The 23,752-nt window shown below is 53.4% G+C and carries 19 protein-coding genes and 5 pseudogenes; 16 read left to right on the forward strand and 8 right to left on the reverse strand.

Annotation, left to right across the window (positions count from 1 at the left end):
• The first annotated feature begins 277 nt into the window (after positions 1-277).
• Genes FE839_RS18700 through FE839_RS18710 form a run of 3 tightly spaced genes read left to right on the forward strand, consistent with a single transcriptional unit; the run spans position 278 to position 3,071 of the window.
• Positions 278-1,090 (forward strand): ABC transporter ATP-binding protein, encoded by an 813-nt coding sequence (locus tag FE839_RS18700; protein WP_138362277.1) that lies wholly within the window; start codon positions 278-280, stop codon positions 1,088-1,090.
• 20 nt (positions 1,091-1,110) lie between these two features.
• Positions 1,111-2,067 carry an ABC transporter substrate-binding protein gene (locus FE839_RS18705; RefSeq protein WP_138362278.1) on the forward strand — a complete coding sequence of 319 codons (957 nt, stop codon included), beginning with the start codon at positions 1,111-1,113 and terminating at the stop codon, positions 2,065-2,067.
• Complete coding sequence (locus tag FE839_RS18710) at positions 2,064-3,071, forward strand: FecCD family ABC transporter permease (protein ID WP_138362279.1); 1,008 nt, start codon at positions 2,064-2,066, stop codon at positions 3,069-3,071. Before FE839_RS18705 ends, FE839_RS18710 begins: the two co-directional genes overlap by 4 nt.
• Positions 3,072-3,356: 285 nt before the next feature.
• Here the strand turns inward: FE839_RS18710 and FE839_RS18715 are convergent, their stop codons facing one another.
• Positions 3,357-3,581, reverse strand: a complete 225-nt coding sequence (locus FE839_RS18715) for an HP1242/YdcH family protein (protein WP_138362280.1) — start codon at positions 3,579-3,581, stop codon at positions 3,357-3,359.
• 146 nt (positions 3,582-3,727) lie between these two features.
• Between FE839_RS18715 and FE839_RS18720 the strand changes: the two genes are divergently transcribed.
• On the forward strand, positions 3,728-4,621 hold the full coding sequence (locus FE839_RS18720; protein ID WP_138362281.1) for an oxidoreductase: 894 nt from the start codon (positions 3,728-3,730) through the stop codon (positions 4,619-4,621).
• A 128-nt stretch (positions 4,622-4,749) separates the two neighbouring features.
• Here FE839_RS18720 and FE839_RS18725 read toward each other — a convergent pair whose 3' ends face one another.
• A complete protein-coding gene (locus FE839_RS18725) occupies positions 4,750-4,998 on the reverse strand; it encodes a hypothetical protein (protein WP_138362282.1) in 249 nt (82 codons plus the stop codon).
• 527 nt (positions 4,999-5,525) lie between these two features.
• On the opposite strand from FE839_RS18725, the gene FE839_RS18730 reads away from it, so the two are divergent.
• Entirely contained in the window at positions 5,526-5,852 is a 327-nt protein-coding gene (locus FE839_RS18730) for a four-helix bundle copper-binding protein (RefSeq protein WP_138362394.1), read from the forward strand.
• Between the two features lie 163 nt (positions 5,853-6,015).
• Here FE839_RS18730 and FE839_RS18735 read toward each other — a convergent pair whose 3' ends face one another.
• The gene (locus FE839_RS18735) at positions 6,016-6,954 is read right to left on the reverse strand and encodes an alpha/beta hydrolase (RefSeq protein ID WP_138362283.1); all 939 of its coding nucleotides are present in this window, start codon (positions 6,952-6,954) and stop codon (positions 6,016-6,018) included.
• 330 nt (positions 6,955-7,284) lie between these two features.
• Between FE839_RS18735 and FE839_RS18740 the strand changes: the two genes are divergently transcribed.
• A complete protein-coding gene (locus tag FE839_RS18740; protein WP_138362284.1) occupies positions 7,285-7,503 on the forward strand; it encodes a ParD-like family protein in 219 nt (72 codons plus the stop codon).
• Positions 7,484-8,263 carry a type I methionyl aminopeptidase gene (map, locus tag FE839_RS18745; RefSeq protein WP_138362285.1) on the forward strand — a complete coding sequence of 260 codons (780 nt, stop codon included), beginning with the start codon at positions 7,484-7,486 and terminating at the stop codon, positions 8,261-8,263. The genes FE839_RS18740 and map overlap by 20 nt, the downstream gene beginning before the upstream one ends.
• Before the next feature lie 99 nt (positions 8,264-8,362).
• Here map and FE839_RS18750 read toward each other — a convergent pair.
• Positions 8,363-9,886, reverse strand: a pseudogene (locus FE839_RS18750) (molybdopterin dinucleotide binding domain-containing protein); the annotation flags it as partial.
• On the opposite strand from FE839_RS18750, the pseudogene FE839_RS18755 reads away from it, so the two are divergent.
• The 7 genes and pseudogenes from FE839_RS18755 to FE839_RS18785 form a co-directional block, all read left to right on the forward strand.
• Positions 9,887-10,459: pseudogene (locus FE839_RS18755) on the forward strand (heme ABC transporter permease); the annotation flags it as partial.
• Complete coding sequence (gene ccmD / locus FE839_RS18760; protein ID WP_138362287.1) at positions 10,456-10,686, forward strand: heme exporter protein CcmD; 231 nt, start codon at positions 10,456-10,458, stop codon at positions 10,684-10,686. The pseudogene FE839_RS18755 and the gene ccmD, both read left to right, overlap by 4 nt.
• Positions 10,670-11,128: a cytochrome c maturation protein CcmE gene (gene ccmE / locus FE839_RS18765; RefSeq protein ID WP_138362288.1), complete on the forward strand. Its 459-nt coding sequence runs from the start codon at positions 10,670-10,672 to the stop codon at positions 11,126-11,128. Before ccmD ends, ccmE begins: the two co-directional genes overlap by 17 nt.
• Positions 11,125-13,054, forward strand: a pseudogene (locus tag FE839_RS18770) (heme lyase CcmF/NrfE family subunit). Before ccmE ends, FE839_RS18770 begins: the two are co-directional and overlap by 4 nt.
• Positions 13,054-13,167, forward strand: a pseudogene (locus FE839_RS18775) (DsbE family thiol:disulfide interchange protein); the annotation flags it as partial. The pseudogenes FE839_RS18770 and FE839_RS18775, both read left to right, overlap by 1 nt.
• A 47-nt stretch (positions 13,168-13,214) precedes the next feature.
• Positions 13,215-13,448 carry a TPR domain-containing protein gene (locus tag FE839_RS18780; protein WP_421808863.1) on the forward strand — a complete coding sequence of 78 codons (234 nt, stop codon included), beginning with the start codon at positions 13,215-13,217 and terminating at the stop codon, positions 13,446-13,448.
• Between the two features lie 39 nt (positions 13,449-13,487).
• Positions 13,488-14,030 carry a GNAT family N-acetyltransferase gene (locus FE839_RS18785; RefSeq protein ID WP_138362290.1) on the forward strand — a complete coding sequence of 181 codons (543 nt, stop codon included), beginning with the start codon at positions 13,488-13,490 and terminating at the stop codon, positions 14,028-14,030.
• 256 nt (positions 14,031-14,286) lie between these two features.
• Here the strand turns inward: FE839_RS18785 and FE839_RS18790 are convergent.
• The 3 genes and pseudogenes from FE839_RS18790 to FE839_RS18800 form a co-directional block, all read right to left on the reverse strand.
• A pseudogene (locus FE839_RS18790) lies at positions 14,287-14,478 on the reverse strand (hypothetical protein); the annotation flags it as partial.
• 15 nt (positions 14,479-14,493) lie between these two features.
• Positions 14,494-14,916 (reverse strand): type III secretion system chaperone, encoded by a 423-nt coding sequence (locus FE839_RS18795; protein ID WP_138362291.1) that lies wholly within the window; start codon positions 14,914-14,916, stop codon positions 14,494-14,496.
• Positions 14,917-14,964: 48 nt separating this feature from the next.
• Complete coding sequence (locus FE839_RS18800) at positions 14,965-20,487, reverse strand: AvrE-family type 3 secretion system effector (protein ID WP_138362292.1); 5,523 nt, start codon at positions 20,485-20,487, stop codon at positions 14,965-14,967.
• 191 nt (positions 20,488-20,678) lie between these two features.
• Here FE839_RS18800 and FE839_RS18805 point away from each other — a divergent pair, with 191 nt between their 5' ends.
• Entirely contained in the window at positions 20,679-21,941 is a 1,263-nt protein-coding gene (locus FE839_RS18805; protein WP_138362293.1) for a pectate lyase, read from the forward strand.
• The gene (locus FE839_RS18810) at positions 21,938-22,261 is read left to right on the forward strand and encodes a DNA-binding protein (protein ID WP_138362294.1); all 324 of its coding nucleotides are present in this window, start codon (positions 21,938-21,940) and stop codon (positions 22,259-22,261) included. The genes FE839_RS18805 and FE839_RS18810 overlap by 4 nt, the downstream gene beginning before the upstream one ends.
• 61 nt (positions 22,262-22,322) lie before the next feature.
• Here FE839_RS18810 and FE839_RS18815 read toward each other — a convergent pair whose 3' ends face one another.
• The gene (locus FE839_RS18815; protein ID WP_138362295.1) at positions 22,323-23,750 is read right to left on the reverse strand and encodes a membrane-targeted effector domain-containing toxin; all 1,428 of its coding nucleotides are present in this window, start codon (positions 23,748-23,750) and stop codon (positions 22,323-22,325) included.
• Positions 23,751-23,752: the final 2 nt, after the last annotated feature.

A 23,752-nucleotide genomic window follows, 5' to 3' on the forward strand; every position in this document is an offset into this window, starting at 1 on the left:
GAGGCGCGCTGAGTGGGTGTGACGGGTGCAGGGGGCATGGCCATTAATATGCCTTGTCATTCTTCATGAAGGCGATCACCCGCTGACGCATCCGGGGATCGGTTGTGTTAAATCTCCGTCGAATGTTATATTATAACATATCAAATAAAACAGTGTAAAATGTGTGCCTTTTGCCTTTCTTTTGAAATGATAGTGATTATCATATTTTCGGTATGCGGCAGAAAGATGAGAAAAAAAGGGGCGTTGCAGCCCGTCTGAAAGAGGCGAAAGTCTGCGAATGGAGGTAAGTTTGACAACGTGTTGTACGTCCATTGAACCGGTTCTCAGCGTCAATATTGCTTCATTGCTGCGTCCTGGCGGCGGCGAAGTGCTCGCCGATATTCATTTTAATGCCGCCGAGGGAGAGTGTCTGGCGGTGATTGGGCCCAATGGCAGCGGTAAAACCTCGTTATTGCGGGCGATCGATCAGGAACTGACCTCGCTGGATGGCGATATTCGCTTGTTCGGTCGTTCCGTTTGCACCTTGACGCGGCAGCAACGCGCGCAGCAGATTGCGGTACTCGCACAGAACGACACCCCCGATATGCGGCTAGCGCTCGAAGACTATGTCGCCCTCGGGCGTATTCCCCATGCGAGAGAGGTGTCGCGCCACGAACATGAAGCCATTGTCACCCGGGCGATTAATGATACGGGATTGCAAAAATTGCGCAAACGTTCGCTCGCTGCCTTATCCGGCGGTGAGCGGCAGCGGGCCGCCCTGGCGCGAGTGCTGGCCCAGTCGCCAAAACTGGTATTACTGGATGAACCTACAAACCATCTTGATCCCCATGGCCGGGTTGAACTGCTTTCATTAGTGAAACGTCAGGGCATTACGGTTGTGGCGGTATTGCACGATCTTTCGCTGATTGAGTCCTTTGCCGATCGCGTTTTGCTTTTATCGCATGGGCGTGCTGTGACCTGGGATGTACCGGAACGGGTGCTTGTCTCCGAGTGGCTTTATCCAGTCTTTGGATTGACCAGTTTTACTGTACCGCATCCCGGGACGGGGAAGGCGGTGCGGATTTTTGAGGTTCCAGGTTATGCGCAATAACGATATGAGGGTAAATAATAATGAATAAATGGTTTGCAGGCATGGTAGCTGTTCTGGCCGTTTCAGCGGTGAATGCGGCTGAGTATCCCGTTACCATTGAAAGCTGCGGGACGCCAGTCACGTTCACCCAGGCGCCGAAAAGGGCGGTGATTCACGACCTTAACATGTCGGAAATGGCTTTTGCACTCGGGTTACAGGATCGTATCGTGGGATTAACCGGTATCACGGGCTGGTACAAAATGACGCCGGAATTTAAAAAGGAGATGGGGTCGATCCCTGAGCTGGCGCCGAAATATCCCTCGCTTGAAACACTGCTGGCAGCGAATCCTGATTTCTTTTTCGCGGGCTGGAATTACGGGATGAAAGTTGGGGGAGAAGTCACGCCTTCCGTACTTGCAAAATATGGTATCAAGACGTTTGTTTTGAGCGAAAGTTGCGTGTTTACCACGGATAAGAAACATAAAGCGACAATGAACCTGTTGTATAACGATGAGCTGACGCTGGGCAAGATTTTCGGCAAGCAGCATGAAGCCCAGGCGCTGGTCGATAGCTGGAAAAAAGCGTTGAATGCGCTGCCTAAGCCGCCGAAAGGCGTTAAACCCCTGAAAGTGTTCGTCTACGATTCCGGTGAAGATAAACCCTTTACCAGCGGTCGATACGCCATGCCGACAGCCATTATTGAAGCGGCTGGAGGGAAAAACGTGATGGACAATCTGGACATCAGTTGGGGAACCACTTCCTGGGAAAGCGTCGCAACGGCGGAGCCTGACTTTATTATTCTTCTCGATTACCAGACCGGCAGCGGTGCGGATGCGTTGCGCCGTTTCCTCGAAAATCACCCCTTAATGAAAGAGACGCCGGCAGTGAAGCATCATCGTTATCTGAAGCTACAATACGCGGAATTAACGCCGGGTCCGGCCAATATTAACGCAGTCGAAAAACTGGCTCACGCCATGTATCCGACAACAACCCAATGAGTTGTACTAAATATCGCTATTACTGGGCAATATGGGGCGCGTTGCCCGTGTTAGCCGGATTGATGCTGCTCAGCGTTGCCAAAGGCAGCGTGCCGTTATCGTTAGTGCAGGTGTTGGGGGCCTTGAGGCTTGTTGATGTGCCGGTGCCGGAGATGGTCAGCCGTATCGTTATTGATTTGCGCGTGCCCAGAACGCTACTGTCAGTACTGGCCGGAGCGATACTGGCCATCGTCGGTGGGCTTTTGCAGACAACGACGCGAAACGATCTGGCCGATCCGTTTTTATTCGGGCTTTCCTCCGGTGCATCTGCGGGGGCTGTACTGGTGATGACCCGCTTCGGTGAACGACTCGGGGCGTTGACGCTACCGGCTTCGGTATTTGTCGGCGGTATCTGCTCGGCGGTGGCGGTGATGCTGCTGTTTCATTTTAAGAAGCAGCGCAGTGCCGAACATTTAGTTATTTGCGGGCTGGCAATCTCCTTTTTATTTGGCGCGCTGACCAGCTATCTGATTTTTTCCGGCGACCAGCGGGCTGCCAGTTCTGTGTTGTTCTGGTCGCTGGGAGGGCTCGGTCTGGCGCGTTGGGATAATTTACCCTATGCCGTGTTGAGTCTGCTATTTCTCTGCACGTTCATATTATTACGCTGGCGTTCGCTGGATGGTTTACTGGCCGGTGAACAGACGGCGCAGTCATTGGGCATTAACGTTGGTCGTCTGCGGATGGAGGTTTTTTTCTGCTGCGCGCTGGCAACCTCGCTTCTGGTGGCTTTAACCGGGGTGATTGGCTTTGTCGGACTGATGATTCCGCATATGTGCCGGTACTTTTCCGGCGTTAAGCATCTGCTGTTACTTCCGCTATGCGGCCTGTGGGGCGCGGTGCTTTTGTGCGGTGGTGATATTGTCAGCAGAACATTGCTGGCTCCGCAGGAACTGCCTATCGGCATCATTACGGCGGCAATCGGCGGTTTGTTTATTATTATTCTGCTTGCCAGAAACCGGACGTAAACCTATCTCCAGGCATTGTTAATAGCAAGAGAACATCGGGTTATGAAGGGGGTAAAAAGGCCGCCGTCTGGCGGCCTTCAGATTGCTGACAAAGTGCGTTTTTCCGGAATTGCCCGACGGCGCTTCGCTTGCGCGGGCCTACGAAAAACCCATAACATGATGATATTATTGGTTTTACATGCCAGGTAAGGCGATAGCCGCCACCCGGCAGAAATGCGAGCACAATATCTAAATCAGGTTTGTCATCAGCCTCAAGGCCGGCGTCTGGCGACCTTAAACAACGAGTCAGCCCTGATTCTGGCTCTCTTGCTGAAGGATTTTGAGCATTTCATCTTTCAACAACAGTTTTTCTTTCTTCATATGTACGAGTTCGAGACTATATCCTTTGCCATCGACGCCTTCTATACGGGAAATGTCGTGGTCGAGTGCGTTATGCTTTGCGAAGAGTGACTGAAAGCGTGGGTGCGTGGTTTTCAATCGAGAAATCAACTCTCTGTATTCTGGAAACATGTACCTTCCTTGTGTATGGAGAAAAGTGTGTACGCAGACACACACGGTTAGGTTACCGATATGAATAAAATAGTAATGCGAACACAGTCGCGTTTATGTTATCTATCAATGAAATTTCAGGAACCGTAAGCGATCCGGAGGCGTAGATGACAGTTGAGAAACCCACCATTGCACTGATTGGTCCTGGCGCAATCGGCACCACCATCGCAGCGGCGCTGCACGAGGTTGGCCGTACGCCACTGGTTTGCGGACGCCGAGCGTACCCGCAGCTGTCGCTGCGTTTCGATGGCGGAAAGATTGTCGTGCCTGGTCCGGTTGTGACTGATCCTGCATCCGTCACGGCACCTTACGATCTGGTTTTCGTGGCGGTAAAGGCGACGCAAATTGCGGCCATTGCCGCGTGGTTAAAAGCGCTGTGTAACGAGAAAACTGTCGTTTGCGTTCTACAGAACGGCGTTGAACAAAAAGCGCTATTCGCGCCTTATGCGCCGGAAGCAAACGTGTTGCCTTCGGTCGTCTGGTTCCCGGCACAACGTGAGCCTGAAGCTTCAGTCTGGCTGCGCGCGAAAGCGCGCCTGACGCTACCCGACGGTCAGGGGGCCGAGTTGGTGCAGCGCGTGCTTCAGGGCACCCGCTGCGAAGTGGATATTCGCGCCGATTTTACCTCTGTCGCATGGCGTAAATTGTTGCAAAATGCAGTCGCGGGTCTGATGGTGCTGTCCGGGAGGCGGGCAGGGATGTTTGCGCGCGAAGATATCACCGCGCTTGCTTTAGCATATCTTCAGGAGTGTCTGACGGTTGCGCGTGCCGCCGGGGCCAGCCTGGAGGATAGCGTTCCGCAGGAGATTATCGCCGGTTTCCATCGCGCGCCCCCGGATTTAAGCACCTCCATACTTACGGATCGTGAGGCGGGAATGCCGCTTGAATGGGATATTCGCAACGGGGTCATTCAGCGATATGGCCTGGAGTACGAGATTCCAACACCGTTGAGCGATGTGATTGTGCCACTGCTGGCCGCCGCCAGTGAAGGGCCCGGCTGACACAGCGCCGGGCAGGGCGCAACGTTACCGCTGAATTTATCGGCAGCAATAGCGCGTGTTTGGTATCAGAGTTCCGGGCCGCGATGATAATAATATTTAACCCGTCGATGTTATCTTTTCTGCGGTATTCAGATGAATTCAGCCAGACGGTCGACGACCACGTTACCATTATTATCAAATTGCGTGATGCGGTAATTCACACAATATGAACGGCGGGTGGTAAATTGATTCAATAACGCCACTCGCCCTTTTTTATCGCCGTTTTTATTAACAATAATCCATTCAGTGACATCCGGTGAATTAACCTTATCACTGCCGGCGCATTGTTGTTCAACCAGACGATCTTCTTTTTCTACCACCAAAAAGTCACGCAACATTTTCTTATCTCCGCTCATCAATATTTTTAACAATACTCCTTTTATCGATTAATTCAATTAAACATTTTAATTGATAAAGTCAATTATTAGCATGGTTTTGTTTAGTAAGTATGAGGATTATTGTATTGTTTTATAACAAAAAATATGCATTTTTCGCCGTTCGGAATTGTTTTTCCATCAGTGACGGCATTCATGTCGATTTGGTGTATGTGACAATGTCACATAATTTACAAAAATAACCACAGTAGTGATAATGTTAAAAAGAAGAGGGACAGGTCGACAGGCAAAAATCGCTGAACAGTATTTTCCTTTTCATCCCGCGATTACATGCTGGCGAGGTTGTTGCGATCGCTTTTCACCTTTGAGTTTGCTGGAATTTGAAATCTGCGCCGTGTACTTAATTTTCACTTAGCCTGTCAGTGAACCAGGATGACGTTGTAAAAATCAATCAGTCCCGCTTGGCTATGCTCGATATTTTGTTCCAGGATTGTTATTCACTATTAACTTTCAGGAAAAGGAAGGTATTTATGTCAGAAGCATATCATTCTTGTATTGAATCATGTTATCTCTGCGCCGCAACCTGTGATTACTGTGCAACATCGTGCCTGAAAGAGGCGGATGTTGGAATGATGCGTGAATGTATCCGTCTGGATGCGCAGTGCGCGGCCGTCTGTCGTCTGGCTGCTCAGTTCATGTCCCTTGAGAGTGAATTTTGTGGCGCACTCTGTCAACTCTGTGCCGAAATCTGTCAGAAATGCGGAGATGAATGTTCAAAACATAATCATGAACATTGTAAAAAGTGTGCTGACACCTGTCATCGGTGTGCAGAAGAGTGTCGAAAAATGTCCGCCTGATAAGCGCCTGACCAGAAGCAAACCCCGCTCACCGTTTTTCGCCAGGGAGGGAGAAAAAATTCCTCAGACTCGTCAGACACATAAGAAAACCGGGCAGGGAGGCCTGGCCGAAATAATTAAACGCAACAGATCAACATGGTGAGAACTGCTTTGTTTATGTATTTCAGCTGTTTTCCTGTATGAAGGCACAAATACTGTCGATAAGCCCCTCAGCTAATGGTAAGTCAGGATCGACATATGCCCTGATGTTTTCTTCAGCAGAGTCAGATTCAATATGTTTCAGAACATGATTCATACCGGAGATTATCTGCGGAACCACCAGTGGATTAGCCCTGGTCAGTAATGCGGCATCCTCAATACTTGTCTGTAAATCCCGGGTTCCCTGTACTACCAGTACCGGCTTGTCATAACCGGCAATCAGTCCGACTGGATCGACTTTCATTAAGTCGATCAGGTAATCCTGTACGCTGGCGCGAAACAGCGGTAATAGTGCCGGATGTAATTGGCTGTCATCCACATATCTGCCTGCATCTAACGCCTGAAGAGCCTTCAGCGCCTGTGCCAGCACAGGATTATTGGCCGGATTAGCGAGCAACTGCTCCCGTAATACCTCGCTTATTTTCCTTCCCGGCGTTGAGACCAGCACCAGTCCACAAATATCGTCACATGACAGGGCCGCTGTCAGCGCCACCAGCCCACCTTCGCTGTGTCCTAAAATCCAGACACGGGAATCATCTGACCGGCGCTTAAGCGTCTCCACCCAGGAACGCGCATCAACGGCATAATCGTCAACAGTAACTTTGTCGCCATGTTCGGCCGCACCTGCACTTTCATACATTCCGCGTTTGTCTATGCGAATCGATGAGATGTTTTTAGCCGCCAAACCCTCGGCTACAAGCCGGAGAGGGGATGCGCCTAAATCCGGTTGGGCGTTACCATCCCGATCAATCGGCCCTGAACCGGGGATAATAAGTACGACCGGCGCACTTTCGCTTTCTACTGATAGTAAGGTTCCATGCAGCGTACCCTGTAAGGATGCGGCCTTAATTTTATGTTCGGTGATGAGCGGCTTTACGGTGCCTCGAGATAAGCGATGATCCATTCACGATCCTTCTCTAGTCGTCGTCTTTCAAACGGCAGCGACGTTAACTGCGGAATGACTCACTCGCACTTGCGGACCGTCGCGTCATGGAAAGATTCGCCGTTTTCCTGCCACTTGCATTATATCGGTAATTAACGATACGGCCATCTATACCCGTCACCCTTCGAGATGCAATTGATAAGGTGATTCATCAACATCCGTGACCTGCATGGAGAGAAACCGTGCCGTTCTTTTGTTTCCATTATGAAAGTTTTCTGACCGCCGACGTTGTCTGCCTGACGGCTGAGGCGTAATATACGATTTATATATAAATCATAACGGTATGTATAAATGGGAATTGTAAAAATTTCAGACCTGCTGCACGACGATATCCGTGATGCCAGCAAGGCGATGTCGCGTTCGGTTAACGCGCAGGCGGAGTACTGGATCCGCCTGGGAATGATGAGCGAGCTGTATCCTGAGCTTAATCATCAGCAAATCAAGCTCATGATGCTGAAGTCCGGCTCCGATCGTTTACTGGAGGTGATCAATGCTATCCATTCCCATTAAAACCGCGGACGAGCTTGCCAGACAGCGTCACGCAGGCGAACTGCTGGCCTCTGTTTTCGATATGCTGGATACCTTTATTCAGCCAGGGGTCTCCACCATGGCCATCAACAATCGGGTCGAGGATTATATCGTCAACACGCTGCATTCACGCCCGGCCAGCAAAGGTCAGTACGATTTTCCCTATGTGCTGAATACGTCAATCAATGATGTGGTGTGTCATGGCATGCCAAAAGAAACTGAACATCTGAAATCCGGCATGATCGTCAATGTCGATATTACGCTGGAAAAAGAGGGGCTCATTGCCGATTCCAGCAAGATGTATCTGATCGGGGATGTGTCGCCGCTGGCCCGTCGACTGGTGAAGAAAACCTATGAGGCGATGTGGAAGGGCATTAAGGCTGTCAGACCAGGCGCTACCCTGGGCGATATCGGTCATGCGATTCAATCTTACGTTGAAAGCAATGGTTACAGCGTGGTCAGAGAGTACTGCGGGCATGGTATTGGTAGCGAAATGCATGAAGATCCGCAGGTGCTGCACTACGGGAAACCGGGCACAGGCGCTGTCCTCAAGGAAGGAATGGTGTTTACGATTGAACCAATGGTTAATCAGGGCGATAGCCGGATAAAAACCAAAAAAGACGGCTGGACAGTGGTCACTCGCGATAAAAAATTATCCGCGCAGTGGGAGCATACTATAGCCGTCACCGCGCAAGGATATGAGGTACTGACGCTGCGTCAGAGTGAAGTTATCCCGGTCTGACCCGCGCGCAGGTATCATTCCTGCGTGCGGACTGATACCTGTTTGCGCCGGTCTGCCATTGATATCCTGTTTCCTGGCGCTGGTTTTGCTGTGGTCATACTATAGCCGCTCAATCTTCGCGGGTAACCCCTGACGCACCGCCGCGCCGGAGACCCAGTCCAGCCAGGTATTGCTTATCTGACGCGTCGGATCGGCAAACCCGAGATCGTTAAGGTTGATACCCGATTTAATCTGCGCATTAAACGGCATCGGCTCCCCATCAAGCGTGTGCGGCACGGCCCCCATTTCCCGATGTCCATAGCCGTGTTCAATGGCTATAACGCCTGGCATCACGCCGTTTAGCAGGCTGATTTCGGCTTCGAGCTGACCGCCGGGCGTTGCAATACGCACTCTGTCCCCATGCGCCAGGCCATAACGATTGCCATCCTGCGGATTCAGCGCCACCAGGTTTGCTGGTTTAAGATGACGCAAACGCGGGATCACCGTCGAGGCGCTGGCCATGGTGTTGGACTTAAAAGAGATCAGCTTAAACGGCCACTGCTGAGCCGGGAAAAGTTCTTCGACAGCGCGCCCGTCCGATAATCTGGCCGGGTACCACGCCGGGCAGCCGCTATACCGCTCGCCGGTGACGGCGTGGCGATGGGCGGCAACCTCAGCATTCCAGATCTGCAGCGGTTTTGGCCATAAATTACCGACGTGGTTATCTTCACGCCCGCTTTTGTCCGGGGCGAATCGCCCGCCGCGAGAATAAATAAACGCCACACGACTGACCTCATCCGCTTTCAGCGTCTGGTTGATCGCGGGCAGAATACGTTTTACACCAGTGAGCGTAAGATCCTCCGCAATCGCTTCAGCGACCGGCGCTTTGCCCATAAACGCGATATTGGCGGCAATACGCAAGTAATAGTCTTCCACCCGGTTTAACGGATAATGATTACCCTGTGTATCCGTAATGGCATTTTCACCAAATCCCGGTAAATTCAGGCGTTTCGCCACCGCGATACAGAATGATTCCATTGATACCGGCTGACCATCAGCGGTTTTGGCTGTGGCTGGCGGTACTATTGGCCAGCGGGCAGTGGTGGCCTTACTGGCGACGCCTGCCCAGGGCGCGCTAAATCCCCAGCTCTCGAAATTATGGGTGTCAGGAACGATGTAATCGGCCAGCGCGGTCGTTTCATTCATAAAGGCGTCAATGGCGATAAACAGCGGCAGCCGCTGCGGATCCTTCAGTTTCGTTTCCGCCACGGCGCGTAATCCCGGCACCCCGTACAACGGGTTACTCATGTTGGAAATCCAGGCCTTCAGCGGATAGGGGTAGCCGTCCAGCGCGGAGGCGAGCAGCTCGGTTAACTGCCCGGCGACGAACGGGTACCACGGCGCTTTGGCCGGGTAGGGGGATAACCCTGCCGCGATTTTACTGCGATACTCTGCGGAAGACTCATACGCCGTTTTACTGCGGGCGATACTCAGTCCTTTTGGTTTCACTTTGCCCGGGAAACCGTCCATGTTGTAACGCGGGCCGTCGCTCACACCGTTAAACTTGCCGCCGCCAACAAACACGCCGCCCTCCAGACTCAAATTACCGGTCAGCGCGTTGAGCATCATCACGGCCCAGGCGTTATTATGTATCTACACGTTCCCACGGCAATAGGATCTATGGGGATTTATCTGGCGATGGCTATCGCCGCGTTTACCGGGGCTGTCTGGCAGGTAAAAATGGCGGATTTGTCAGTCGCGGCGCTGGCGCCGGTTGGTGCGGTTTGTACGTTTGTCGCGCTGGTGAGCGGCTCCGCATGGGGTAAACCCATGTGGGGAACCTGGTGGGTCTGGGATGCGCGACTGACGTCAGAACTGGTGCTTTTGTTTCTCTATGCCGGGATTATCGCCCTGTGGCACGCATTCGATGACCGCCGTCTGGCGGGCAGAGCTGCCGGAATACTGGTGCTGGTTGGGGTGGTAAACCTGCCGATTATCCATTATTCGGTGTACTGGTGGAATACTTTGCACCAGGGATCAACCAATATGCAGCAGACGATCGCGCCGGCCATGCGTATGCCGCTGCGGATTTGTATTTTCGCTTTTTTCAGCCTGGCGGCAACGTTGACGTTGATGCGCCTGCGTAACCTGATTTTACAACAAGAGCGCCGCCGTCCGTGGGTTGTCGCGCTGGTGACTAAAGGAGCCGTGAAATGACGCCCGCTTTTTCTTCTGTCACCGCCTTTCTGGCGATGGGGGGATATGCGTTTTACGTGTGGCTGGCGGTGGCGGCAACGCTGGCCGCTTTTGCTTTTCTGACGCTACACACGGTGTTACAGCGTCGGGCTCTATTCCGTGAAGTCCGTCGCCAGTTGGCCCGCGAACGGCGTATGCGTGCCGCGCGGAGTAGTGAAGCGGAGGGCGCAGATGCAAACGCGTCGTAAGACCCGACTCTATATGATACTGGCCCTGCTGGCCGGACTGGGGCTGACTGTTAGCCTGACGCTGTATGCCCTGGGAGCGAACATCGATCTGTTCTATACCCCCGGGGAAATTATTTACGGCAAAACAGAAAATCACGAGAAACCCCATATCGGCCAGCGCCTGCGTGTCGGCGGTTATGTGCAGCCCGGCAGTGTGAAACGCGATGCGCAGACGCTGGCTGTCACATTCAAACTGTATGATGCTCGCGGCGTGGTTGACGTTAGCTACAAGGGAATCCTGCCAGACTTGTTCCGTGAAGGGCAGGGCGTGGTCGCTCAGGGCGTCCTTGATGCCAGCCGACATATCACCGCGCAGCAGGTGTTAGCCAAACATGATGAAAATTACACGCCACCGGAAGTGAAAGACGCAATGAAACCTGTTGATAAAGGAACGCAGCCATGATGCCGGAACTGGGTAATTATCTGCTTTGCCTGGCTACAGGGATTGCGCTTTTGCTGAGTATTTATCCGCTGTGGGGAGCCGCGCGGCAGGACTCGCGCCTGATGGCGCTGGCCCGCCCGCTGGCTTGCGCGTTATTTTTCTGCATTGCCGGCGCTTTTCTGCTGCTGGTTCATGCCTTTGTGGTAAATGATTTTACCGTGCGCTATGTGGCGGAAAACTCTAACAGCATGCTGCCGGTCTTGGGGCGCCCATGAAGGCTCTCTGCTGCTGTGGATACTTCTGCTGAGTCTCTGGACCTTCGCCGTCGCGCTGTTCAGTCGCCAGATGCCGCTGGATGCGGTAGCCAGAGTGCTGGCCGTGATGGGGATGATAGCTTTTGGCTTTCTGCTTTTTATCCTGTTTACGTCAAATCCCTTCACGCGGACGTTACCTCTTTATCCTGTTGACGGACGGGATCTCAATCCGCTGCTGCAGGACACCGGCATGATTTTTCATCCCCCGATTCTCTATATGGGGTATGTCGGTTTTTCGGTTGCGTTTGCCTTCGCTATTGCCTCGTTGCTTGCCGGGAGGCTGGATACGGCCTGGGCGCGCTGGTCGCGTCCCTGGACCCAGGCGGCGTGGGTTTTTCTTACTCTCGGCATCGTACTGGGATCGGCATGGTCCTATTACGTGCTGGGCTGGGGCGGTTGGTGGTTCTGGGACCCGGTGGAAAACGCCTCTTTTATGCCGTGGCTGGTCGGCACCGCATTGCTGCATTCGCTGGCGGTGACAGAAAAACGCGGCAGCTTCCGTGCCTGGACGGTACTGCTGGCGATTACCGCGTTTTCTCTTTGCCTGCTAGGCACCTTTCTGGTGCGTTCCGGGGTGCTGGTTTCGGTCCACTCATTTGCTTCGGATCCCTCACGCGGGATGTTTATCCTCGCGCTACTGGTGATCCTTATCGGGGGGTCATTGCTGCTCTACGCGATAAAAGGTGGCGGCGTGCGGGCGCGCGTCGACTATGCATTATGGTCACGGGAATCATTTTTGCTTGGCAATAACATTTTACTGGTCGCCGCCATGTTGGTGGTGCTGCTTGGTACGTTGTTGCCGCTGGTACATAAAGAACTGGGACTCGGCAGTATTTCTGTCGGCGAGCCGTTTTTCAACACTATGTTTAGCGCGTTGATGGCACCGTTTGCTTTGCTCCTGGGGATTGGGCCTCTGATACGCTGGCGGCGTGATAAGGCAGGGACGCAACTTAAACGGCTCGTCACTTCACTATTGGTGACACTGTCACTTTCTCTGGCATTACCGTGGCTGCTGCAGGATAGCATTGAGGCGATGGCCGTTATCGGCCTGATGATGGCGATCTGGGTTCTTATTTTCGCCCTTATTGAGGTCCATGAACGGGCGACGCATCGGCAGAGTTTCTGGCGCGGGTTGCGGACCTTATCGCGTAGCCAGTGGGGAATGGTGCTGGGTCATGTCGGGGTGGCGGTGACCATCATCGGTATTGCTTTTAGCCAGAATTACAGCATTGAACGCGATGTGCGCATGAAAGCTGGCGACAGTATTGATATCCATCACTATCACTTTGTGTTCCGCGGCGTGCGCGACATCGCTGGTCCCAACTGGCGCGGGGGCGCGGGGGTTATCGAGGTCTCCCGTAACGGGCAGCCGGAAGCCACATTGTATGCGGAAAAACGGTTCTATAACGTCAGCCGGGTCATGATGACCGAAGCGGCGATTAGCGGCGGACTGACTCGCGATTTGTATGCCGCGCTGGGCGAGCAACTGAGCGATGGCAGTTGGGCGGTGCGCCTGTACTACAAACCGTTTGTTCGCTGGATTTGGTACGGTGGCGTACTGATGGCGTTGGGCGGCCTCTGTTGCATGCTCGACCCGCGTTACAGAATGCGTAAGAAGTTGCAGGAGACGTGATGAACCGCAGATTACTTTTTATTCCGCTGGCGCTGTTTCTCGCCCTGGCGGTGGCATTGTTCTGGCAACTCATGCGCAATGCCGACGGCGACGATCCGACGACGCTTGACAGTTGGCGGCAAATGATCCCTCGGTCACCTTTGACTATGCCAACGCGCTGGTGAGGGCAGGCGATAAGGGACAGGCTCAAATGGCGGCGTTTTTATTACGCGATTTACTCCAGCGTCAGCCAAAGAACCTGTCCATTCTGGAACTGCTGGCTCTATGCGCGCTGCGCAATGAAGACTATCCGCAGGTCGTGGAAACATTGCAACGTATGCTGGTATTGTTGCCGCCGGATGATCCGCGGCGTGAAGCGATAAGCCGGCAATTGTCTGAAGCACAGAAGAAGTGAATCTGACGAAAACATTTATCTTCTAAAAGGAAATGGTTGATGCATGAAATTTCTTCTTCAACGCTTGATTATCGTTGCCTTGAACCCACGGACTGGCCATTTTTCCTGGCATTAAACCAGGACCGTGATGTGATGCAGTTTATTAGCGATTCACGGACGGAAGACGAAATCAGAGTTCAGTCTTTCGAGCAACGCCTGCAAGCCTGGCATAAAGGTAGCGAACACTGGCTATGCATGATTATCAGTCAAAAGGGCTCAGAGGTACCCATTGGTGTCACTGGTTTTATTGAGCGTGGTGATGGCATAGCAGAAGTCGGTTTCATCCTCGCCGCTGAATTTCATGGTAAGGGTTTTGGCAGTGAATCGCTGAGAGATATTGCCCGATTCGCCTTTGATACTCATCAGTATCGCAAGTTAACCGCCACGGTGACTTCAGGAAACGAGGCCTCGCGTAGAACCTTGCTAAAAATCGGCTTTCAACAAGAAGGCACGCTGAGACAAAACTATTTCCTGCATGATTGTTGGCAAGATGATTGGGTTTTTGGCTTACTTAGAGAAGAGTTTAAATATTGTTCGAAGTAGCATAACTGCGGTTTGTTTTTATATATTTACCAGCTGCAACGGGATGAGCAGGCCTGATTGGTCAGGTCAGGCCGTTCACTTACTGCTGACAGACATTTGATTCTGATTCGTTTGGAGAAACGGATGATTTTGAATCATTGTCGATAGTAGCCAGTTGACGCCGCCCCAGTGTCAACGATTCCAGCCAGATTCTGCCATCCTTACCATTGGTGCGCATAATGTATATTATGTTAAATTAACCATTTTAGTGTTTATCTCATACATCAGATAAGATCATCAGATTGCCCCTTCCCTTGGCCTTATGTGGAAACCTGAGAAACAGTGTCCGTTCATGGGTCTGCGATGCTTGAAAGCCATGACGAATATAGAAAGCGTTGGCTTCCTCAGCGAGTGCGTGAACCATGAACGCCCGGACACCGATTTCTCTGGCTACCTGATAACAGCGCAATGCCGTTTGCGTAAATCACGCTTCTGCTTTCAGGGTCGCATGTCGATTTAACAAATCACTGATAAACTCTCGTACTTCCACCGTCTGCGTAATAAAACCGTTCAGCATATGACTGAAGACAGATTCGTCCAATTGACGTAACGGCTGCTGATAACAGAGCCGTATCGCATTATGTTCATCCAACGCCAGCCAGCAGCCGCGCATCGCGCCCATCTCAAAATTCAATTGCAGCAGCAACGGATAAATCTGCTCGTCTGCCTCAAACAGATGACAATGCAGCAACAGACTATCGCTGTGTTCCGGCACCTCCAGCACCGCCGCCTCTTGCCCCTGTTCATGACACAAGGCGCAGACGCCCTCTTTCAGATGCAGCGGCTCCGTGCTGCCGGCTGCAAAATGTTGCAGCAGTTTTTCCACCTGCAGTTGTGATTCGGTCATTATCTCGTTCCTTTACCTGTAATGATGTGACAGAAGCGTCAGCCCGCCTTAGCTCTTCATCTCCATACCTTCTTTTTTCAACTCATACAAAGCCGACGCAATGTCAGGGTTGGCTTTGGCGATTTCCCCTTCCAGCGAGAAACGGCGTGGAATAGTCTGATCCTGACCATACTTAAAATTAATGGTGCCAATATTCCGCTCCATGCTAACGCCAGCGCTGTTATTGGCGCCCAACAGCAGGCTCGGCATAGAAAAACCTTCACTTTTGCTGACGCTCTGGCTGACGCTGACGGACTGAATACGCAGGTTGTTGCGGTCCTGAAACAAGATCCCCACTTCTTCGCGTCCCACCTTGCCATCATGCATTGCCCGTTCGGTCTGCTCGCGCAAATCGTCCTTCAGTTCTAGCGACACCCTGGCGCTGCTGAACGGCGTGGCCTGCAGTTGTTTGATTAACCCCTTCAGTACCGGGTCGCTCTCCATAAAACTGCTCAACCGCTGGGCGTTGCTCGGTGGCAAAGCGGCATTAAAATGCTGGCGCAGCAAATGCAAGATGCCGTCGCTATCCAGTTTACTCAGATTGTTATAGGCAGTGGTATGGCTGGCAGAGCTCAGCTCCATGCCGTTGCCTTCCGCTATCTGTTGGCGCAGTACCATTTTGTTCAGGCTGCGCAGCGCTTCATAACGTTCATCGCCGCTTACTGTCTGCCCAGAGAAATGGCGATGCAAAATGCCCAATTGTTCCGGCAGATTGTCATCCCCTTGCTCTTTGAGCGCCGCCAGCAACTGACTGCTGGCAGTATCAGTGAAATGTTTTCCCAGCGTTGACATCAGTTCGCTGATATCGTTACCCGTTACCGGCTCTGCTCTCTTCAGCTCCACGCTGATACTCTGTGAAGTCCGGTTATCCAGTGCCAGCGCGACCGAGACGTTGGTGGAAGCAAATGCCGGGAAAGTACCGATCGATTTCCCATCATTTGTGGACGCATGCGCCACCCCCATGGTGGCAGTCAGGTTAGCCCCGACGCTGGCAGAATTAAGGAAGGTCGGACGGTTGTCGCTGGAGGAGTGCGCGTTGCCAAACTGGCTGGCTGTGGTGCTGCGCTCACGCGTCGCCGACAGCAGGTTCATTGATGCGCTCAGCCCGGTGGAAACGCGCGCTGTCACGGTATTGGGCTTGCTGCCGTCTTCCGTCAGGTTAATACCGGCACGCAGATCCAGCGCTGCGCTGGTATCGACGTTAAATACCAGTTTGCTTCCCTGCTTCGTCTGATGTTCGATCCCTTTTCTGATCAGTTCGACCGGCGTCAGCGTCCCCTGCATCAGTCCACGCAGAAAGTCGGGCAGTTCATCCTCGGTCAGTTTGAATTTCAGACTGTTTTGCAGCGTGCCCTGCACGCTGCCGCTAACGCCGCCGCCAATGCGAAAATCCGGGCTGATTTTGTGTTTTTTGCTCAACCAGTCGCTGGCATTATCGGCGGTGGCTTTTTTACCGGTCATATACGGCATCAGATCGTAGCCGGTGGACACCGAGATGTTTCCGCTCATTCCGCCGTCGCGGCCAAAACTGACGTTCAGCCCCCGCGACGCACGACTAAAGCTGAGGTTATAGGCGCGATCCAGAGTCACCCCGGCTCCCGGCACAATCGGTACCGGCACTTTCTTCAGCGTCGGAACAAAAGCGGTGCTGACCCCGCCGCTATAGGAGCGACTGAAACTGATGCTTTCGCCGTTATCAAGCGATAACAGCGTCTGTTTCAACTTCTGTTCCAGCTCCGCGTTGCCATGCGTTTCCAGTACGGTACGAGCGGCCAGATTAACGCCGTGGTGCTCTTTCTTAAAGGCATTGATAAAAGCCTTCACCGCATCATAATCCGCCTCCAGCGCACTGTGATGGCTAAAGCCCATATCGCTATATTCTTTGACTGGGTTAGCGCCATACTGTTTTTCGCGCAGCGTATCGAACTGCTGGCGTAATTGCTGCAGCTGTTCGGCATCAGGCTTATGGCCTGAAAGCAGTGACGCCTTATCAACCAGTTGATGCAGTTCACCCAGCGTCACGGTATCCAGAATCAGCCGCGATTTGGTGATGGCGGTCTTATCATTCGGGTCCCGTTGCCGCCCTAGCGGAACATCCCCCTTCTGGTGGCTCATATTGACCCCGGCACTAATAAAATGCGCCAGCAGTTTTTCCAGCTTGCTGTCCGCCGACGGCGGCGCTGCGCGCACTGCAGTCAACAGCGACGCGCTGAGATCGCGCCCGGAGCGGTTTATATTGAAGCTCTGCACCAATGCTTTGCTGCGCGAAGGCTGGTATTTCGGGTTAATTTCACCATTGCTCTTCACCACCCCTTGATGCTGCCCAAGCTGGGTCGCCGCACGAGTCGCACTGCGTTCCAGTTCATCGCAAAAACGCTGTAAATCTTCATGTAGCGTTTTGCCGTGTTCACCCAGATCCAGCACCGCCAGTTTACTGCCGAGGTTTGGTTGCGTGTCCTTATGGCGAACATTATGCGCTTCCAGTTGTTTAATCAGCGCTCCCTGCATCTCGTACAGCGGTTTCAGCCCCTGTCGCCCCTGCCATTGATGCTGAGTCGCATAGGCGGCGTTTTTCAGCGGACGCGGCGTCGCCATCGTCGGATTGAAAATATAGGCCCGCACCCGATCGGCAAATTTGCTGCTGACTTTGCGGTTTTCCATACCGCTCTGTCCCGCCACCTGCGCCGTCATTTTCACCGTGACGCCGGTGCCGGGAAGCACGCGCCCCTTTACGCCCTGATTCAGTCGGTTGAACACGGTTTGCGCCTCGCGTCCGGCCTGATGCAACGGCGAGATCTCAGAGGTCTGATGCGCCTGCCAGCCACGGGCAGTCAGCAGGTGCTGGCTACCGTCCTCTAAAGTGGCCACCGGCTGATGCGTCGCATTCATATCCAGCCGTTTCAGCGCGCATTCTCCCTGCGGCGCCGACACTTTCTGCCAACCGCTTCCAGCGCCATTGTTTTGCCAGTCGGCTCGGGGTTGATAAAACAGCTCGCCACGGTGATTTAACGCATACAGATTCTGCTGATGGTCGACGTGAATATCTTTCAGCGTGCCTTCAATCCCTTCATGACTCAGCGTCTGCGGTAAACGCGCCAGTTGCTGCGTCCCAGGGACCAGCTGGAAGGCGCGAATGTCGCCTTTTTCCGTCAGCGCCAGATAATGATTCATACCGATCACCGCCATCGCCTGCGCTTTATCCGCTTTATCCAGCCCCGGCAGCGCACTGCCCGGTTCCGGCTTGTTACGGACATGCGGCAGGGTAAACAGGTTATCCGCTCCTTGCTTGATCGACGCGCTGCTCTGGTTAATATCCAGTCGTTTAACTTCACCGTCTTTCAGTATATAGGCCGCGCCGTCCAGCCCTTTCTTCAACTGCTGACAGTCCGCCTCTGCTCCGGTCCATGATTTGGTTAATTGATCGAAATAATGAACTTTGCCTTCCTGTAACGTCAGGCTACCCTGGTGCCGCATATCCAGTATCTCGTGCGGCTCAGGGTTGAGCTGATGTAACCCCAGTTGATTATCAATCACCAGGGAATCGCTCAGATTCCAGCCAGGATGGAACTGATGATCGTTCGCCAGTGGGCAGGCATGCTGCTGTTTAAAATTATCCTTTACCACGGCGTTAAGCTGTCCGTGATCGTCGGTAAAGAAACTGGCTATTTTATGATCCTCGCCAAAATGGCGCGTAAGCGCTTCCTGCGGCATCGCTTTCATCGCCAGTTCCGTTTCACCCTGTTGCGGCAAGGGGCCAGTGAACAATTTCCCTTCGCTGTCAGCGACAAATAGCCGTCCGTGGCTGATGGCGACGGATTGCGCCTCCAGATGGGCCTGCCCGTGCTGTAACGCCAGTTTGCTGTCAGCAAACTGCAGCCTGACCGAAATACGGCTCTCTGGCGCGGCATTCAGCGCAGGCAGCAAACTCATTTGATGACGACTGGGGGTATCGGTCAGGATCGCTACCTGCCCCTTCTCGCTGACGGCAAAGGATTTAATCTTGTCGACAAATTTTTCTGAACCAACGTTGTCGGAGAGATTACGCAGCGTGCGGCTGTCCTGCAGGGTATACAGCTTGCCGTCTGCCTGGCGCGATAGTTGACTATGTGGCGTGTTATCCGCCGCCTGCCAAACATCCAGTTCTGGATGCAGAAGATGAAGCTTGCCATCGTGCAAACGGAACTGTTCCGTTTGCGGGCGATCGGCGGTCGGTGGCCGGGAGTAGATACCAGTCATCAGCGCACGGTGCATTTCCCCCGGCTGTCGTAGCAATGCGTGACGCTCCGTACCGATATTGAGCGTCACTCTTCCGCTGCCTTTCTCCATCGCCAGCGCGATTTCCTGCGTTCCCGCCTGTGCCAGGCGAGCTTTCAGATCAACAGGCTGACTGTTGTGCAGTACGCTGTAGCTGGTGCCGTTGCTATTGATATCAAACAGCCGTCCCTTATTATCAAGTAGCAGATGCTGGTTGCCGTCACTGCTGGCATGGTGCGCCAGATAGCGTTGTTCTTCTTTGCCCAGCGTTTGCTGCAACAGGGTATTGATCGCAGGGGGATTACTGGCGGCCAGATGCAGCTTACCGTTGTCCAGCGTCATCGCCAGCGGTACGGTAGCCCTCCCCTGGGTCTGCAATGCCGGCTGTCCGCGCAGCGGAAGCGGCAGCGAACTTTCACCTTCCAGCGGGCTTTCCGTGATGGTCGCCAGCTTAGGCTGGAATTTCGCGGTTAGCGGGGTTTCTACACCCAGCGCCGGGGCTTTATACGGATTAGCCCGTTCACGCGCCAGCATCTGCTGATGCAATTGCTGAAACTCGCTATCATCATCGTCGCTCTCCACCGCCGCGCTCTCGTCATGGCTGGCCGCGGCACGCCCGACGGTTGAAGAAGACTCCGTATCTTCTTTAATTTCATGGTGGCTGCCGGGAATATTTACCGTGTTCACCGCCTGAAACGGGCTGGATGACGTTGACGCCAGTTTGTTCAGTGTCGCCAGACGCATCTGGCTGAAATTATTCAGTTGCTGTTGCCGCTGATGGCCGCTGACCGGGGCTTCCTGCTGGTCGTCATCGACTTTCGTCATCGGCCGACCCGCCATATCGCCAAGACTTTCGCGTCTCACCGCGCCGGAGCGGGTCAGACGGGCTGACTCTTTCACCGTCGGTGATGATGATTCGGCACTTTCCTGTGCCAGTAAATCACGTAACGAAACCTTGGGGCTGGACGCCTTCGTCGTCCGGTTCGAGGCAGACATGGCAGGGGTTGGGGGGGCTGATTTCTTCAGCCCAAGCAGGCTTTTCAGACTGAATGATTTTTTTTGCTGACGGGCTGGCGTCCCCCCATCCGTCGCCGTCGATTGTTGGCGTATCTGCGGCTTAGCGCCGCTACGCTTGCCTTCCTCCGCCAGCGACAACGCCATATTTTGCGGGCTGCTGCTATTGCTGCCCTGTTGCAGGGTCATCCCGGACGCGGCATGGCTGGTCGACGCGACGTGCTGTATTGCCGCCTTCTGTTCTGTTCCATGGATCCTGAGCATGGTGCTTCTCCCGTCTCGGCTATAAATCGTGAGTTGCTGTTATGTGTCCATTGCGACGTTCAGGTTCCATCCGGCCGAAAATATTATCGTCCTCGCCGTTGTCGGCAGGGAACCGCCCGTGCACAAAACACACTCACTTCAGGTAACACCCCCCCACTTCCGGGACAATTCAACTATGCGAGGGCTCAGCCATGTCAGCACTGACATTTACCATCTCCCTTCCTCCTCTGTCAGAAGGGGTAGCGCAAACGGGCAATATGCCCGAGCAATCCCAATCCACTGCGGGACAATCGAACCCAGAAACCATTGAACAACTGGCGCAAATGCTGGGGCAACTGCTACAGCCGTTAGCCGGGTCACAGGCAAACAATGGCTCATCTGCGCCATTCGGCAACAACAGCGATCCGCTGGGCGGCATTGGCTCGCAGGGGCAAAACGGCGTCTCGCCGCAAAATGCCAGCAGTAATCAGCTTGGCACGATGGGCAGCAACGGTCTGGATCAAAGCCTGATGTCCGACGACCAGGGCGGTGGTCACATCAGCGATAATCAGTTGTTGAAGGCCTTGCTGAAACTGATCGCACAAATGATGGATGGGCAAAACGGGCAGTTCGGCCAGCCGAATACCGCCAGCCAGAACGCTGGCGGAGGAAGCAATAATTCGACGACAGACGGTGGCTCACCAACGAATGCCCTGTCGTCACCCTCCTCCACCGGATTACCTGCCTCCGGATCAGTTCTTCCCTCTTCTCCTGTCGGGGGGACAGCTGAACCTTCACTGATGAGCAATCTGTCCGATCCGCTGGGTAGCAGCGGCACAGGCGCCTCGTCGGCCGTGGGCTTTCCTGACGCCAGCGACAATCCAACGGTGCTGAATAACACCATTATCGTAAAGGCAGGCCAGGAGTTTGATGGTAAAGGGCAAACCTTCACAGCCGGACCTGCCCTGGGCGATGGCGGTCAGTCGGAAAGCCAGAAACCACTGTTCAAACTGGAGGATGGCGCCAGCCTGAAAAACGTCATCATTGGCAATAATGGCGCAGATGGCATCCATCTTTACGGTGACGCTAAGATAGATAACGTGCATTTCACCGATGTAGGAGAAGATGCCATCACCGTGAAGCCGAACAGCGATGGCAAGAAATCTAACGTTGAAATCACCAACAGTAGTTTCGCCAACGCCACCGATAAAATCCTGCAACTGAACGCAGATACCAGCCTGACCGTTGACAACGTGAAGGCCAAAGATTTCGGTACCTTTCTCCGCACCAATGGCGGTCAACAGGGCGACTGGGATCTGAACCTGAATAATATCAGCGCACAAAACGGCAAGTACTCATTTGTCAAAAGCGACAGTGAAGGATTGAACGTCAATGCCAGCAATATCTCGCTGGATAACGTCAACAATCACTATAAGGTGCCGGATTCAGCCAGGCTACAGGTAGCTGAATCATGATCGGTTCACCCGTTACTCTGGTATCAGAAAGTTGGGTGGATGTCGTCGAGCGAGGAGAACGCCTTTCACCACAGCAGTATCAGGCATTTCAGTTGGCGATCGCTCAGGTCAAGCAGCATTTACAACAGGTGCTGTGCAACCCGATGTCGCAACGGCAGGGTCAGTTTGAGCTGGATGGTTTTGTCGATAGCCTGCATGAGGATTTTCTGGCTGTAGACGCCGCGACAGGGAGTCGCGCAGGCCAGACGGCTTTTCTGATCACCCGCCTGCTGGCCGATAATCTATTGGAATTGCAGCGGTTGCAGAAGCGCTCCGTCTAAAAAGCAACAGGCATCGGGAAGGATACCGATGCCTGCACTGTCAGCAATCTGAAAAATATATTCATCCGCCTGGTTTTTTATAAGACAGTACGATATCCGGGTTCAGTTGACCATCGGCGTAACCTTTTACATTGATATCAATATATGGTCGTGATTTGCGGCCATGATCATCGATAATCATCGAACGCACGCCTTTTAGTTCGGCCAGTCCGGGAACGCCATTATAAGTGCTGGCATGAGCCGAGCCCACAAAGACCAGCCACTTACCCGGCGGTTCGCTAAGACGTATTTTTTCTGCGGCATAATAATTCATCAATTTGATACGGCTGTTATCCGGTGATTTTGAGGCCGAGTAAGTTTCGGCAGTGTCTATCGGGATGACAGCGATCCCGGCTTCTTTCGCTGCGCGGATGATCTGCTTAAAATTGTATTTTGGCGAGGGTCCACTAAGACCTGATTGCCCTCGATCCTGCATATCCAGGTAGGCTGACAGACGGGTCGGCATCGCGCTGTTTTTTGGTGCGCTTAAATATTCGGCCAGTGCCTTACCGTGCGAATCTGCGCACAAGTGCTCCATAAACAACGTGCTGACCCCCGCTGCCTTCAGCCCTGCCATGTTCTTGATCAGCTCACGCTTGCTGCTCACCGTATGATGCGCCTCACCAATTACCAGACCGGGGGAATCATGTAAGAGTTCGCGCATCACGCTGATACTGTCCTTGCCGCGCGGCGCAGTCAGAGGTGCCAGAGGGCGATTACCCTGGGCGTGGAAGTGGGCGAAATAATTGTCAGCCTTTTTCACCAGCTCATTTGCCATATGCCCGCCGCTATTATCTCCCCACACCCCTTTTGACGTGAGAAATGATTTTATTTCCAGGTAATTGAGATTGATCCCCAACGATTTTTTGCCCTGATGCGTCAAAACCGCCTCCAGTGGAATGCCGGCTCTGACCATATCTTTCGCCAGCATCGCCAGCTCACGCTTCAGCATCTCTTCAACCAGGTTGGGGGCGATTCCGCTCATGCCAAACATATGTTGCGGTGCCAATGACGCCGTCGCCTTTTTCTCGCTCCACTGGGCCAGTTCCTGCAGGCTGTCAGCAAAACCATGTGCGTCGCGGTGACGTGTAAAAACAGTACGCGACGTTGAGGATGATGCCTCAGCGCTGGATGATGCCGTATGGGCAGCAGAGCGCCCCCCGTCGCCGCTGACTTTTTCACCGAGCGCCTGGTCGATTTTCATCCTGGCGACAATATCCCCAAGATGTTCATAATGCCCGGCTGGAAGCGGTTTAAGTTTACTCGAATCCTGAGACGCATTTGATTCTGCGGGATGAGGCTGCGCAACATCGTCGTACTGGTATCTTTTCGCCAGTGAACGCTCAAGACGTTTTGTCGGCGCAGCGCGGGAAGAAGACTCCGGCTGTGCGGCCTCGTCGTCTGTTGTCGGAGGATGAGAGGAATGAAAAGACAAGCCGACGGGGCGCATAG

It is taken from the genome of Klebsiella indica, from assembly GCF_005860775.1.
In the GTDB taxonomy this organism is placed as follows: domain Bacteria; phylum Pseudomonadota; class Gammaproteobacteria; order Enterobacterales; family Enterobacteriaceae; genus Klebsiella; species Klebsiella indica.